Consider the following 12,644-nt stretch of genomic DNA (forward strand, 5'->3'; position numbering starts at 1 on the left):
GCCTCAACATGGGTTTTAACAGTTCCGATCCGCGCCCATCGCGAAAGGGAGAAGGGAAGGCATCGCTGCCTTCCCTCGATTTGATAGCGTCAGCTTATTAAGCGACGACGTACGGCAGCAGGCCGAGGAAACGAGCGCGCTTGATCGCCTGGGCGAGTTCGCGCTGCTTCTTCTGGGAAACAGCCGTGATACGCGAAGGAACGATCTTGCCGCGCTCGGAAATGTAGCGCTGCAGGAGACGAACGTCCTTGTAGTCGATGCGCGGAGCGTTTGCACCGGAGAACGGGCAAGTCTTGCGACGACGATGGAACGGGCGACGGACCGGTGCGGAAGAAGATTCAGACATTCTCAGTTCTCCTTATACACGGTCTTCGCGCGGACGGCGCGGACGGTCTTCACGGTCGCCGAAGCCACCTTCACGCGGAGGGCGAGGACCACGATCGCGATCGCCGAAACCGCCTTCACGCGGGCCACGGGCGCCATCACGCGGGCCGCGATCGTCGCGGTCGCGCTTCTGCATCATTGCAGACGGACCTTCTTCGTGTGCTTCAACAGCGATCGTCATGTAACGCAGGACGTCTTCGCTGATGCGCATCTGACGTTCCATTTCGTGGATCGCAGCTGCCGGTGCGTCGATGTCCATCAAGGCGTAGTGAGCCTTGCGGTTCTTCTTGACGCGGTATGTCAGGGACTTGAGGCCCCAGTTTTCAATGCGCCCGACCTTACCGCCGTGAGCTTCGATAACACCCTTGTACTGTTCTACGAGGGCATCAACCTGCTGAGCGGAAATATCCTGCCGGGCGAGGAATACATGTTCATAAAGTGCCATGACAGCTTTGCCTTTCTTGCGTTTATTCACCCGATATTCGGCGGCTAAGCCTCAACGACTGCTCCTGATGGGCGAACCCAGGCAAGAAAAGCGTTTCCGAGACGGTCGAGAGCGGAGACACGGGAGGCTGGAACCCTTCGGTTCCGACGGTTCTCTTGCGAAAACCGGCCCTCCGTTCAGCCACCAGCCAGAAGACCGGGTTTGCGAACAGGGCGGCTTATACGGATTTCTGACGGAAACGCAAGGGGCGGCCCTGGAATGACTTCGTTCATGCCACGACGGGGAAGCCAGCTTTACTCAGACCGTCAAGAAAATGAGCGTAGTGCCCGTCATTCGCGTAAGGCGTCAGGATGTTCCAGTAGTGCTCTATGTCCGCGGGAACATTGGCCAATATCTCCGGCATCAGCCTTCGAGCATCGTCCTGGCGGTTCAACTGACCTAGGCTCGCGAGAAAGACAACGCGATTGAAGTAGGCTCGACGCAGCGATAGTCCGCGCTCCGAATAGTGGGCGGCCTCTTCGTAATTGCCGAGATGGTAGTGGGACAGGGCAATCCGATCGAGAATGAGATAGGTGAGAGGGTCATGTGGACTGAGCCGAAGTGCCATGTGCAGCGGATCGAGGGCTTGGGCAAAATGGCCGGTGAATATCCTCGTCCAGCCGAGCGCCATATGTGCTATGGCAAGATTCGGGGTCAGGTCAATCGCCTGCTGGGCTTCTGCCACCGCGTCGGATGCTTTTTGAGCAACGAAATTGGCGAGGCACATTGCATAGCGTGCGTAGGGATCGCGACCGTCGAGAGCCACGGCGCGCTCGGCGGCCAAGCGCAGTTCGGTGCTGTCCTTATCGACATCGGTGCTGAAACCATGGAAGCATCGGGCATAAAGTGAACGGGCCAGCATCATGTGGGCGCGGCCGAAATCCTGGTCCAGCGCAATGGCCCGACGATGCCAGGCAATCGCCTCCGAAAAGTGTTCGGCGGTGTCCTGCGCGTTGTGCAGCCACATTCCGCGCATGTGGCATTCGTAGGCGTCCAGATTGTCCGTCGTCCGCAACAGCGCGCGGCTGCTCTCGCCAATGATGATTTCGGGCTCGATCGCGCCGACGACCTGCTGAGTAAGTTCATCCTGGATCGCAAAGATGTCGGCGATCTCACGGTCGTAGCGCTGTGCCCAGAGGTGGACACCTGTCTCCGCTTCAATCAACTGACCGGTGACGCGAAGCCGGGTACCGGACCGTCGCACGCTTCCCTCAACGATATAGCGCACGCCAAGATCCCGGCCGATCTGCTTCGCGTCAACCGCTCTGCCCTTGTAAGCGAACGATGAATTCCTGGCGATGACGAAGAACCAGCGGTAGAGCGAAAGTGCGGTGATGATGTCCTCGGTCAGGCCGTCCGCAAAGAACTCCTGTTCCGGATCGTCCGACATGTTGACGAAAGGCAAAACGGCGATCGAGGGTTTGTCGGGAAGCGTCAACGGCCCCCCGAGCGCGCCCGCTTCGACTGGGTCTTTAAGGCTCCAATCGACCCGATGCACGAGTATGGGGCGGGGGATGTTTTTGAGCTTCCGGTCACCCAACCGGACGATCGGGAAGTCGAGCTTGCCTTCGATCTGGTCCCTGACCGTTCCGGAAATGCATATTCCGGCGGGCAGTGCGACCTCTTGCAGGCGCGCTGCGACATTTACACCGTCACCCAGAAGGTCGCTTCCTGACACGACAACGTCGCCGAGATTCATGCCCAGGCGAAAATCCATTCTTCTGTCCGGAGGCAAGTCGGCGTTGCGGCGATGAAGGGCTCGCTGGATCGCGACGGCGGCGCGCACGCCTTGTACCGCGCTTTGGAATTCGGCCACCATGCTGTCGCCGGCGGTGCCGAAAATACGCCCGCCATGCTCCGTGACCAGATCGCCAATCGTCGCAGTAAAGACGGCAAGAGTCGCAAGCGTGTCTTCCTCGTTGAAAGCAACAAGGCGACTGAAACCGGCGACATCGCCAGCTAGGATCACTGCAAGCTTGCGTTCCACAGGGTAGGCGCTCCTGCAGTTTTGCGAGTGCCCTAAAACTAGCTCAAATCAGCAAGTTGGAGAAGCGGCAAATTACGATGGCCAGCTCGGCTTGAAAACCTATCGTTGTGTGAAATCCGCTTTCCCACAGCAGATGCCGTTGCTGCCCTGCCTCCCAGGAAGGGGGCAGGGCAGTGCCGCTAGATCGGCATCGGATACTTCCGATGCACCGTCTCGATTTCGGTCAGGACGTCGTGCGATAGCTTGAGATCCGCAGAGCCTATGTCTGTCTCAAGCTGTTTCATGGTTGTGGCACCGATGATCACGGATGCCATGAAGCGGCGTGTGAGGCAGTAGGCGAGCGCCATTGCCGACGGGTCAAGCCCATGCTTTGCGGCGATCGCGAGATAAGCCTTGGTGGGCGCTTCTTGCAGGGGTTGCAATCGGCCGCCGATGTCGCTGTTGATCGAACCCCGCGATCCTGCGGGCCTGACGCCGTCCAGATATTTGCCGCTCAGGATGCCGCCGGCGAGCGGCGAGTAGGCCAGCAGGCCGACATCCTCGTGGTGGGACAGTTCGGCCATATCCAGATCGTAGTGTCGATAGAGCAGGTTGTATTCGTTCTGGACACTTGCAACGCGCGGCAGGCCGAGCTGTTCTGCGAGCGTCAGGTATTTCTGCGTGCCCCATGTCGTCTCGTTGGAAAGACCGATCGCGCGGACCTTTCCTTCCTTCACCAGTGCACCCATCGTTTCCAATATCTCGGTGATGTTGGCGACGGCCTTGGCGTGATCCTGCTTGAAGGGATCGTAGTGCCATGCCTGCCGGAAATGAAAGTGTCCGCGGCTCGGCCAATGAATCTGGTAAAGGTCGACGTAGTCGGTCCCCAACCGCTTGAGGCTTGCGTCGATTGCCAAACGAATGTTCTTGCCATCGGCACCATCGCCGTCCCGGAGGTAAGAGCGGCCTGGCCCTGCAACCTTCGTGGCGAGCACAATGTCCTTGCGCCTGCGTGTCTTTTGCAGCCAGCTGCCGATATATTCTTCCGTCAGTCCCTGCGTTTCCGGCGAGACGGGGGTGGTTGGATAGAGTTCAGCCGTATCAATGAAATTCACGCCCCTTTCGAATGAACGATCCATCTGATCGTGGGCGTCTGCTTCCGTGTTCTGCGTGCCCCATGTCATCGTGCCCAGGCAAATCTCGGACACGGAGATGTCGGTCCGGCCTAATGTCTTGTATCTCATCTATGAACCTTGACGGTGATTGAAAAAAGCGAATGGTCTGGAAGGACGCGCAAATCTAGTCTCGAATTGAGCGGGCGCAAGAGGAAAAACCGTGCCCGCCGTTGGCTGTAAAAGCCTTGGAACGCAGGCACCCGCCACTTGACTCTCCCGGAAAGAATGTCAATTGGAGGCGAAATATCAGAGGTCCGTATAAAAAGGACAAGGGATGACCATCGCTTTCACATTTCCCGGCCAAGGTAGCCAGGCCATCGGCATGGGCAAGGATCTTGCCGATAACTTCGTCGAAGCCCGTGCTGTTTTCCAAGAAGTTGACGAAGCGCTGGGCGAAAGTCTCTCCCAGACAATGTTCAACGGTCCGGAAGAAACGCTGACGCTGACTGCCAACGCGCAGCCGGCGCTGATGGCCGTATCGATGGCCGTTGTTCGCGTTCTGCAGGCCAGGGGCGTCGACCTCAAGGCAAAGGTTTCCTATGTCGCCGGCCACTCGCTCGGCGAATATTCGGCGCTTTGTGCCGCCGGTACCTTCTCGCTTGCCGACACCGCTCGGCTTTTGCGTATCCGCGGCAATGCCATGCAGGCAGCCGTTCCGGTCGGCGTCGGCGCCATGGCGGCGATCATCGGCCTCGAACATGCCGACTTGATTGCCGTTTGCGAGGAGGCTGCGGCCCATGGTTCGTGCCAGATCGCAAACGACAATGGGGGTGGCCAGATCGTCATTTCCGGGGAAAAGGCGGCTGTCGAGAGGGCCGCGGCAATCGCAACGGAAAAGGGTGCCAAGCGCGCCATCCTCCTGCCGGTTTCTGCACCGTTCCATTCGACGCTGATGGCCCCGGCTGCTGCCGCAATGCGCGAAGCGCTCGCTGCTGTCGCAAAGTCCGACCCTATCGTGCCGTTGGTCGCCAACGTCCGCGCAGCGCCGGTCACGGACGCCGGCGAAATTGCCAAGCTCCTTGTCGAGCAGGTGACCGGTCAGGTACGTTGGCGCGAAACGGTTGAGTGGTTTGCCGCCAACGGCGTCACGACGCTGTACGAACTCGGCTCCGGCAAGGTCTTGACGGGTCTGGCACGTCGTATCGACAAGACCGTCAACGGTATCTCGGTCAACTCGGCGGCCGATATCGACACGGCCGTTGACGCCCTCCTGGCCTGATTTATTAACGAATACAAGGAATGCTCCCATGCTTGACCTTTCCGGCCGCAAGGCTCTTGTTACCGGTGCCTCCGGCGGCATAGGCGAAGAAATCGCTCGCCTGCTTCACAAGCAAGGTGCCATCGTCGGCCTTCACGGCACCCGCGTCGAGAAGCTCGAGGCGCTGGCCAACGAACTGGGCGACCGCGTCAAGATCTTCCCGGCAAACCTTGCTGACCGGGATGAAGTCAAGGCGCTGGGCGTCAAGGCCGAAGCAGAACTCGAAGGCGTCGATATTCTCGTCAACAACGCCGGCATCACCAAGGATGGTCTGTTTGTGCGGATGAGCGACGAGGACTGGGACAGCGTCATCGAGGTCAATCTGACGTCGACGTTTCGTCTGACGCGCGAACTGACCCATCCGATGATGCGTCGTCGTTATGGCCGCATAATCAACATCACCTCTATCGTCGGTGTCACCGGCAATCCCGGCCAGGCCAACTACTGCGCCTCCAAGGCGGGCATGATCGGGTTCACCAAGTCGCTGGCCCAGGAGATCGCCACCCGAAACGTGACGGTCAACTGTGTCGCTCCCGGCTTCATCGAATCGGCCATGACCGGCAAGCTCAACGACAAACAGAAAGAAACGATCATGGGAGCGATCCCGATGAAGCGCATGGGCACCGGAGCCGAAGTCGCATCGGCCGTTGCTTATCTGGCATCGTCGGAAGCTGCTTACATGACAGGCCAGACTCTGCACGTAAATGGCGGCATGGCCATGATCTGAAACGGGAAACTGCCCGCCGGGCAGATTTTCCCCGCAATAGCGTGTTGACCAACCCGACGGGGTTGATTTTCTGGCTTTGCGGCAGACTTAAACCGTGTTAAGCGGGCCATGACTGTGAACAGTCTCCCGAGAAAGAAGACGGACCGGCGGCTTTCGTGCAAGCCTGGGACATCTCTGGTAGCCGGGTTCAACGAGTTTGCCGAAGCGCCTGGGGGCGCCGCAGGCTGAAACAGGGTAGGGATGTCACAAGGCATTCTGATCAGGAAATAAGGTCGAGGAAACCGACATGAGCGATACAGCAGAACGCGTAAAGAAAATTGTTATTGATCATCTTGGCGTCGACGCCGACAAGGTTGTCGAAGGCGCAAGCTTCATCGACGATCTGGGCGCGGACTCGCTCGACACCGTCGAACTTGTCATGGCTTTCGAAGAAGAATTCGGCGTGGAAATTCCGGACGACGCTGCAGACTCGATCCTGACGGTCGGCGACGCTGTAAAGTTCATCGAAAAGGCTCAGGCTTAATCCTGGGCAATTGAAAAAAGGGCGGACCCGGAGTCCGCCCTTTTTATTTCTGGCATGGTTCTCCAAAGAACATAAAAGGCGGGGGAATACAGTCGATGAGACGGGTCGTTATTACCGGTACCGGGATGGTATCGCCCTTGGGATGCGGAACGGAAGTGACGTGGTCCCGATTGCTTGCAGGCCAGAATGGCGCCCGACTGGTTACTGAATTCGAAGTCGACGACCTAGCCGCCAAGATCGCTTGCCGCATTCCCGTCGGCGATGGCACCGACGGCACCTTCAACCCCGATGACTGGATGGAGCCAAAGGAGCAGCGCAAGGTTGACCCTTTCATCATTTACGGCATGGCCGCTGCCAACATGGCGCTGGATGATGCCAACTGGCATCCGGTGACGGATGAAGAGCAGATATCGACGGGCGTTCTGATCGGCTCAGGCATTGGCGGCATCGAAGGCATTGTCGAAGCCGGCTATACGCTGCGCGACAAGGGCCCACGCCGCATCTCTCCGTTTTTCATTCCAGGACGTCTGATCAATCTCATTTCCGGCCAGGTTTCGATCCGCCACAAGCTGCGAGGCCCCAACCATTCGGTCGTGACTGCCTGCTCCACGGGTGCGCACGCGATTGGCGATGCTGCACGGCTGATTGCATTCGGCGACGCGGATGTGATGGTCGCGGGCGGCGCCGAATCTCCCGTCAGCCGCATCTCCTTGGCAGGCTTTGCTGCCTGCAAGGCGCTTTCCACTCAGCACAACGACGATCCGACCAAGGCATCGCGTCCTTATGACCGCGATCGCGACGGCTTCGTCATGGGCGAGGGTGCTGGCATTGTCGTTCTCGAAGAGCTGGAACACGCAATAGCACGCGGCGCGAAGATCTACGCCGAGGTCGTCGGTTATGGGCTGTCGGGCGACGCCTACCACATCACGGCCCCGTCGGAGGACGGTGAAGGTGCTGGCCGCTGCATGGCGGCTGCACTGAAGCGCGCTGGTCTTACGCCGGCAGACGTCGACTATATCAATGCGCATGGCACATCGACGATGGCGGATACGATCGAGCTTGGCGCGGTCGAACGTCTCGTCGGCAATGCCGCATCGAAGATTTCGATGTCGTCGACAAAGTCTGCTACCGGGCATCTCCTGGGCGCAGCAGGTGCGATCGAAGCAATCTTCGCCACCCTTGCTATCCGTGATAACGTCGCGCCGCCCACGCTCAATCTCGATAATCCCGAGCGTGATACGGCGATTGACCTCGTTCCGCATAAGGCACGCGAGCGAGAAATTAACGTGGCCCTGTCGAATTCCTTCGGATTCGGCGGTACCAATGCATCGCTGGTGCTTCGCCGCTACGCCGCTTGATCGGGCTTTTGACGGACTGGCGGGAAGGGCGGCACCCTACGAGTGGTCTTACCCGCATTTCGCCGTATTGCTCCGCAAGAAAGCGGGGCATGAGGCCAAGTTTAGAGGATTGCCCGTGAGCGACACGAACCAGAGCAACGACACCGCTGGCCGACAATGCCAGCAGTCGCAGGGTGGTCCGATTCTACCCAAGTCGCCCACTGAGGCGTTGCGTCCGGAGCGTGTTCCAGAGCCGCCAAGGCGCTCGAAAAAGGCACGAAGCCAGGTCGTCATCTTCCTGAATTTCCTGATGACGCTGATCGTGCTTGGCTGTGCTGCCGCGGTACTGCTCTTCTATTATGCGATTTCGAGCTACCGTAATCCGGGTCCCCTCGAAACGAATACGAACTTCATTGTCCGCAACGGGGCGGGAATCGCTGAGATCGCCGCAAGCCTTGAGCGCAATAACATCATCTCCGACGGGCGAATCTTCCGCTATCTCACGGCAACGCACCTGAGCGATGGTGACAGCCTCAAGGCCGGCGAATACGAGATCAAGGCGCGCGCTTCCATGAACGACATCATGGAACTCCTCAAATCCGGCAAATCGATCCTTTATTCGGTCTCGTTTCCTGAGGGGCTCACTGTCCGCCAGATGTTCAACCGCATGAACGATGATGATGTCCTGGAAGGCGACCTGCCCGCCGCGCTTCCAGCCGAAGGCAGTCTTCGTCCGGATACCTACAAGTTCTCACGTGGCACGAAGCGCTCCGAGATCATCGAACAGATGGCGGCGGCACAGCAGAAACTTGTCGATCAGGTATGGGAAAAGCGTGATACATCGCTGCCGCTTAAGTCGAAGGAGGAGCTTGTTACGCTTGCCTCGATTGTCGAGAAGGAAACCGGCGTCCCCGACGAACGGGCGCACGTGGCTTCCGTCTTCCTGAACAGGCTCGGCAAAGGCATGCGTCTTCAGTCCGATCCGACGATCATTTACGGTATCTTCGGCGGGGACGGAAAGCCGTCCGACCGACCGATCTACCAATCGGACCTCAAGAAGGAAACGCCCTTCAACACTTACGTAATCAGAGGGTTGCCGCCAACGCCGATCGCCAATCCCGGCAGGGATGCGTTGGAAGCTGTTGCCAATCCCTGGAAGACGCAAGATCTCTATTTTGTCGCCGACGGGTCTGGCGGGCACGTTTTCGCGGCAACGCTCGAAGAACACAACGCCAATGTCAAGCGTTGGCGCAAACTCGAGGCAGACAAGGGCGCCGACCCGAATATCGCGGTGGACGGGCAGCCAGAGAGCCAGGCGCAGCCGGATCCATCCGCCGCGCCGGCCACGCAGAAGAAAAAGAAGACGAACTGATTTCGGAGGCACGCATGGCTTTGCAGTCCATGACCGGTTTTGCGCGGCGTGAGGGTACGAGCGGCCGCTGGCGTTGGGCGTGGGAACTGCGTTCGGTGAATGGCAAGGGGTTGGATTTGCGTCTCCGCCTGCCGCCAGGCCTGGAGCGCATGGAAAACGAAACTCGCCGCCTCGCCGCAGAGCAGTTCAGCCGCGGCAACATGCAGGTATCGCTTTCCGTTTCCGCTGGTGAAAACCGGTTTGAAACCGTGCTGAACCAAGAAGCACTCGCTGCTGTTCTTGCTCTGCGCGATCAACTCGGTGGCATTATCGATCCGACGCCGTTGCAGCTTGATACTCTGCTTTCGATCCGGGGGATCATTGAGTTTCGCGAGACTGAAGACAGCGAGGAGGTGATCGCCTCGCGGGACACCGACATTACCGCTGGCTTGCTGGTCGCGCTTTCCGATCTGCGGCAGATGCGCGAGCATGAAGGCGCTGCCCTGTCGAGCGTGCTTCTTGATCACGTTGCGACGATCGAGGGGTTGACGCAGGTGATCGAACGCGATCCCTCGCGGTCACCGCAGGAAATCGCCGCGAGACTGTCGGCCCAGGTTGACATGCTGATGGATGGTTCGGGAAGACTGGACCGTGAACGGCTGCACGCCGAGGCCGCGCTGCTGGCGACAAGGGCGGATCTGCGCGAGGAGGTCGATCGCCTGAAGACCCATGTGACCGCGGCTCGTGAACTGCTTGCCAAGGGTGGTCCGGTCGGAAGGAAACTCGATTTCCTTGCACAGGAATTTAACCGGGAATCGAATACCATCTGCGCGAAGTCGAATGCCTCGGCGGTCACTACCGCCGGCATCGAGCTGAAAGTCGTTATCGACCAGTTCCGCGAGCAGGTCCAGAATCTGGAGTAGACACATGAAACCGGCGAAAACCGCGCCCGTTCCGATTTCCCGCCGCGGCCTGATGCTTGTCATCTCGTCGCCATCGGGCGCTGGAAAATCGACGATCGCCCGTACATTGCTTGAGACGGACAAGCAGATTGGTCTGTCCGTCAGCGTAACGACTCGAACACGCCGACCGAGCGAGATCGACGGGGTGCACTATCATTTCAACTCGGTGCGCGAGTTCGAGCGGCTTCGCGATTCCGACGCTTTGCTGGAGTGGGCGGAGGTTCATGGCAATTTCTACGGCACGCCGCGCGAACCCGTCGAGCAGGCCATGTCCGAGGGTCGGGACATGCTTTTCGATATTGATTGGCAGGGCGCGCAGCAACTCCAGGAGAAGATGTCGGCGGATGTCGTTTCCATTTTCGTTCTGCCACCGACGATGACGGAGCTTCAATCCCGCCTGCATCGCCGGGCGGAAGATTCCGAAGAGGTCATCGCGACGCGACTGGCGAACTCGCGCTCGGAGATCGGCCATTGGCGTGAGTACGACTACGTGATCGTCAATGATGACCTCAATACTGCCTTTGAAGCGGTTCAGTCGATCGTCCGGGCCGAGCGGCTTCGCCGCGATCGCCGCCACGGCATGTTCGATTTCGTCAGCAAACTGCTCGAAGAAAAGCCAGTACTCTAGAGGTTGTTGGCCAGCAGGCAGAACTCGGCGACCGAGAGCGTTTCAGCACGCCGCTGAGGGTCAATCCCGGCCTTGTTCAGCAGCGTCTCGCCCCCGACAGGCTTCAGGCTCTGCCGAAGCATCTTGCGGCGCTGGCCGAAAGCTGCATGCGTGACCTTTTCCAGATTGGCAACCGAGCAAGGGATAGGTGTTTCGTTTGGGATCAGGTGCACGACCGTCGACGTAACTTTCGGCGGAGGGGTAAACGCCTGCGGCGATACGTCGAACGCCATGTGCGCATTCGTTCGCCATCCGCAGAGCACGCCAAGCCGTCCGTAGTGATCGTCGTCCTCGGTCGCGACGATGCGCTGCCCCACTTCCTTCTGGAACATCAGCGTAAGCGACTCCCAGAACGGCGGCCACTGCTTCGGCAAAATCCAGTTGACCAGCAATTGTGTTCCGACGTTATAGGGCAAATTGGCAATGATCTTGACCGGTCCGCCGAGCGCCATTGCCTCGAAGTCCGTTTTCAGCGCATCACCTTCGATGACATCAAGCCGGCCAGGGTAATGCGCCGCTACCTCGGCCAGCGCCGGCAGGCAACGCGGATCGCGCTCGACGGCAATGACCTTCTTGGCACCAAGCGCCAGGATGGCGCGCGTCAGGCCACCCGGACCCGGTCCGACTTCGAATACGGTGATGTCCTCCAGGGAACCGGCGGTCCTTGCGACCTTTTGCGTGAGATTGAGGTCAAGCAGAAAGTTTTGCCCCAGCGCCTTGCGGGCATCGAGGCCGTGACGCTGAATGACATCGCGCAGAGGCGGCAACCCATCCAATGCAGCCATCAACGGCGGCCTTCCGCGGCACGTCCGAGATGGCCGGCGAGCTTCAGCGCTGCAACGAGGCTGCTCTCCCTTGCAAGCCCCTTGCCGGCGATGCCGAAGGCAGTACCATGATCGGGCGACGTGCGTACGAACGGCAGCCCGAGCGTGACGTTGACTGAATCGTCGAATCCAAGTGCCTTGGCCGGTATCAGTGCCTGGTCGTGATACATGCATATAGCAACGTCATAACGCGCACGGGCCTCATCATGAAACATGGTATCGGCCGGCAACGGCCCGATCGCGTCGATGCCCTCCGCCCGTAGGGCCTGAATGGCCGGATGAATGATCGTCTCATCCTCGTCACCGATTGTGCCGCTTTCTCCCGCATGCGGGTTGAGCCCGGCAACGGCAAGCCGCGGCTGCCCGATTCCGAAACGCCGTCTGAGATCGGCGTCGGCAATCCGACAAGTCTCGATAATGAGCTCGGCTGTCAGCGCCTGCGGCACGTCCTTGATGGGAATATGGATGGTTACCGGGATTGTGCGAAGCTTCGGCCCCGCAAGCATCATCACCGGCATGACCGGCTTTCCCGTCGACCGCGCCGCGAGATCGGCCAGAAACTCGGTATGGCCGGGGAAGGGGAACCCCGCCTCGTAGAGTACCGATTTGGCGATCGGGTTGGTGACAACGCCAAGCGCTTCGCCGCTCATCGTCAGTGAGACCGACCGCTCAATTGCGGCGATGGTTCCTCTAGCGGTGGCGATATGGGCTTCGCCGGCGACGACCTCAATTCCAGCAGGTACGCTGATAACCGGAAGCGCGTCGGCGAAGATGTCACAGGCATTGGCGCAGTCCGTCCCGCGAATGGGAACAGTCAAGCCGAGCAACCGCGCCCGTATTGCCAAAACGTCCGGGTCCCCGACGAACACAAACGGTGGCAGGCCAAGCTCTTTGCGCCGCAGCCAGGCCAGCAGAGTAATGTCGGGACCGACGCCGGCGGGGTCGCCCTGGCTGAGTGCAAGCGGGCGAGAGAAAGGGATTGCCAT

General features: G+C 59.5%; 13 protein-coding genes. 7 read left to right on the forward strand and 6 right to left on the reverse strand.

From position 1 onward, the window contains the following. Positions 1-97: 97 nt before the first annotated feature. From rpsR to ASC90_RS27355, 4 genes are all read right to left on the reverse strand, one after another. On the reverse strand, positions 98-346 hold the full coding sequence (gene rpsR / locus ASC90_RS27340; RefSeq protein WP_007531286.1) for a 30S ribosomal protein S18: 249 nt from the start codon (positions 344-346) through the stop codon (positions 98-100). 12 nt (positions 347-358) lie between these two features. Further along, a complete protein-coding gene (rpsF, locus tag ASC90_RS27345) occupies positions 359-829 on the reverse strand; it encodes a 30S ribosomal protein S6 (RefSeq protein WP_056547856.1) in 471 nt (156 codons plus the stop codon). A gap of 268 nt (positions 830-1,097) precedes the next feature. Then, positions 1,098-2,855 (reverse strand): adenylate/guanylate cyclase domain-containing protein, encoded by a 1,758-nt coding sequence (locus ASC90_RS27350; RefSeq protein ID WP_056547859.1) that lies wholly within the window; start codon positions 2,853-2,855, stop codon positions 1,098-1,100. A 179-nt stretch (positions 2,856-3,034) separates the two neighbouring features. After that, on the reverse strand, positions 3,035-4,078 hold the full coding sequence (locus ASC90_RS27355; RefSeq protein WP_056547861.1) for an aldo/keto reductase: 1,044 nt from the start codon (positions 4,076-4,078) through the stop codon (positions 3,035-3,037). 205 nt (positions 4,079-4,283) lie between these two features. On the opposite strand from ASC90_RS27355, the gene fabD reads away from it, so the two are divergent. The 7 genes from fabD (at position 4,284) to gmk (ending at position 10,795) form a co-directional block, all read left to right on the forward strand. Beyond that, a complete protein-coding gene (gene fabD / locus ASC90_RS27360) occupies positions 4,284-5,228 on the forward strand; it encodes an ACP S-malonyltransferase (protein WP_056547864.1) in 945 nt (314 codons plus the stop codon). A gap of 28 nt (positions 5,229-5,256) precedes the next feature. Further along, a complete protein-coding gene (gene fabG, locus ASC90_RS27365; protein WP_056547867.1) occupies positions 5,257-5,994 on the forward strand; it encodes a 3-oxoacyl-[acyl-carrier-protein] reductase in 738 nt (245 codons plus the stop codon). Between the two features lie 286 nt (positions 5,995-6,280). Beyond that, the gene (locus ASC90_RS27370; protein WP_047464729.1) at positions 6,281-6,517 is read left to right on the forward strand and encodes an acyl carrier protein; all 237 of its coding nucleotides are present in this window, start codon (positions 6,281-6,283) and stop codon (positions 6,515-6,517) included. A gap of 95 nt (positions 6,518-6,612) precedes the next feature. Then, positions 6,613-7,875, forward strand: a complete 1,263-nt coding sequence (gene fabF, locus ASC90_RS27375) for a beta-ketoacyl-ACP synthase II (RefSeq protein WP_056547869.1) — start codon at positions 6,613-6,615, stop codon at positions 7,873-7,875. 115 nt (positions 7,876-7,990) lie between these two features. Beyond that, positions 7,991-9,226, forward strand: coding sequence for an endolytic transglycosylase MltG (mltG, locus tag ASC90_RS27380; RefSeq protein ID WP_056548031.1), 1,236 nt, complete (start codon positions 7,991-7,993; stop codon positions 9,224-9,226). A 14-nt stretch (positions 9,227-9,240) separates the two neighbouring features. After that, positions 9,241-10,128 carry a YicC/YloC family endoribonuclease gene (locus tag ASC90_RS27385; RefSeq protein ID WP_056547872.1) on the forward strand — a complete coding sequence of 296 codons (888 nt, stop codon included), beginning with the start codon at positions 9,241-9,243 and terminating at the stop codon, positions 10,126-10,128. A gap of 4 nt (positions 10,129-10,132) precedes the next feature. Next, positions 10,133-10,795, forward strand: a complete 663-nt coding sequence (gmk, locus tag ASC90_RS27390) for a guanylate kinase (RefSeq protein ID WP_056547876.1) — start codon at positions 10,133-10,135, stop codon at positions 10,793-10,795. Here the strand turns inward: gmk and rsmA are convergent. Continuing rightward, positions 10,792-11,619: a 16S rRNA (adenine(1518)-N(6)/adenine(1519)-N(6))-dimethyltransferase RsmA gene (gene rsmA, locus ASC90_RS27395; RefSeq protein ID WP_056547879.1), complete on the reverse strand. Its 828-nt coding sequence runs from the start codon at positions 11,617-11,619 to the stop codon at positions 10,792-10,794. The two genes, gmk and rsmA, sit on opposite strands and share 4 nt — an antisense overlap. Then, positions 11,619-12,644, reverse strand: coding sequence for a 4-hydroxythreonine-4-phosphate dehydrogenase PdxA (gene pdxA, locus ASC90_RS27400; RefSeq protein WP_056547881.1), 1,026 nt, complete (start codon positions 12,642-12,644; stop codon positions 11,619-11,621). The genes rsmA and pdxA overlap by 1 nt, the downstream gene beginning before the upstream one ends.

Source organism: Rhizobium sp. Root1220 (genome assembly GCF_001426265.1).
GTDB lineage: Bacteria > Pseudomonadota > Alphaproteobacteria > Rhizobiales > Rhizobiaceae > Rhizobium.

Bases quoted from the DNA above. Each gene is read 5' to 3' on its own strand.
- rpsR (WP_007531286.1), bottom strand. From the start codon at position 346: ATGTCTGAATCTTCTTCCGCACCGGTCCGTCGCCCGTTCCATCGTCGT.
- rpsF (WP_056547856.1), bottom strand. From the start codon at position 829: ATGGCACTTTATGAACATGTATTCCTCGCCCGGCAGGATATTTCCGCT.
- ASC90_RS27355 (WP_056547861.1), bottom strand. From the start codon at position 4,078: ATGAGATACAAGACATTAGGCCGGACCGACATCTCCGTGTCCGAGATT.
- fabD (WP_056547864.1), top strand. From the start codon at position 4,284: ATGACCATCGCTTTCACATTTCCCGGCCAAGGTAGCCAGGCCATCGGC.
- fabG (WP_056547867.1), top strand. From the start codon at position 5,257: ATGCTTGACCTTTCCGGCCGCAAGGCTCTTGTTACCGGTGCCTCCGGC.
- ASC90_RS27370 (WP_047464729.1), top strand. From the start codon at position 6,281: ATGAGCGATACAGCAGAACGCGTAAAGAAAATTGTTATTGATCATCTT.
- fabF (WP_056547869.1), top strand. From the start codon at position 6,613: ATGAGACGGGTCGTTATTACCGGTACCGGGATGGTATCGCCCTTGGGA.
- ASC90_RS27385 (WP_056547872.1), top strand. From the start codon at position 9,241: ATGGCTTTGCAGTCCATGACCGGTTTTGCGCGGCGTGAGGGTACGAGC.
- gmk (WP_056547876.1), top strand. From the start codon at position 10,133: ATGAAACCGGCGAAAACCGCGCCCGTTCCGATTTCCCGCCGCGGCCTG.
- rsmA (WP_056547879.1), bottom strand. From the start codon at position 11,619: ATGGCTGCATTGGATGGGTTGCCGCCTCTGCGCGATGTCATTCAGCGT.
- pdxA (WP_056547881.1), bottom strand. From the start codon at position 12,644: ATGGCAATCCCTTTCTCTCGCCCGCTTGCACTCAGCCAGGGCGACCCC.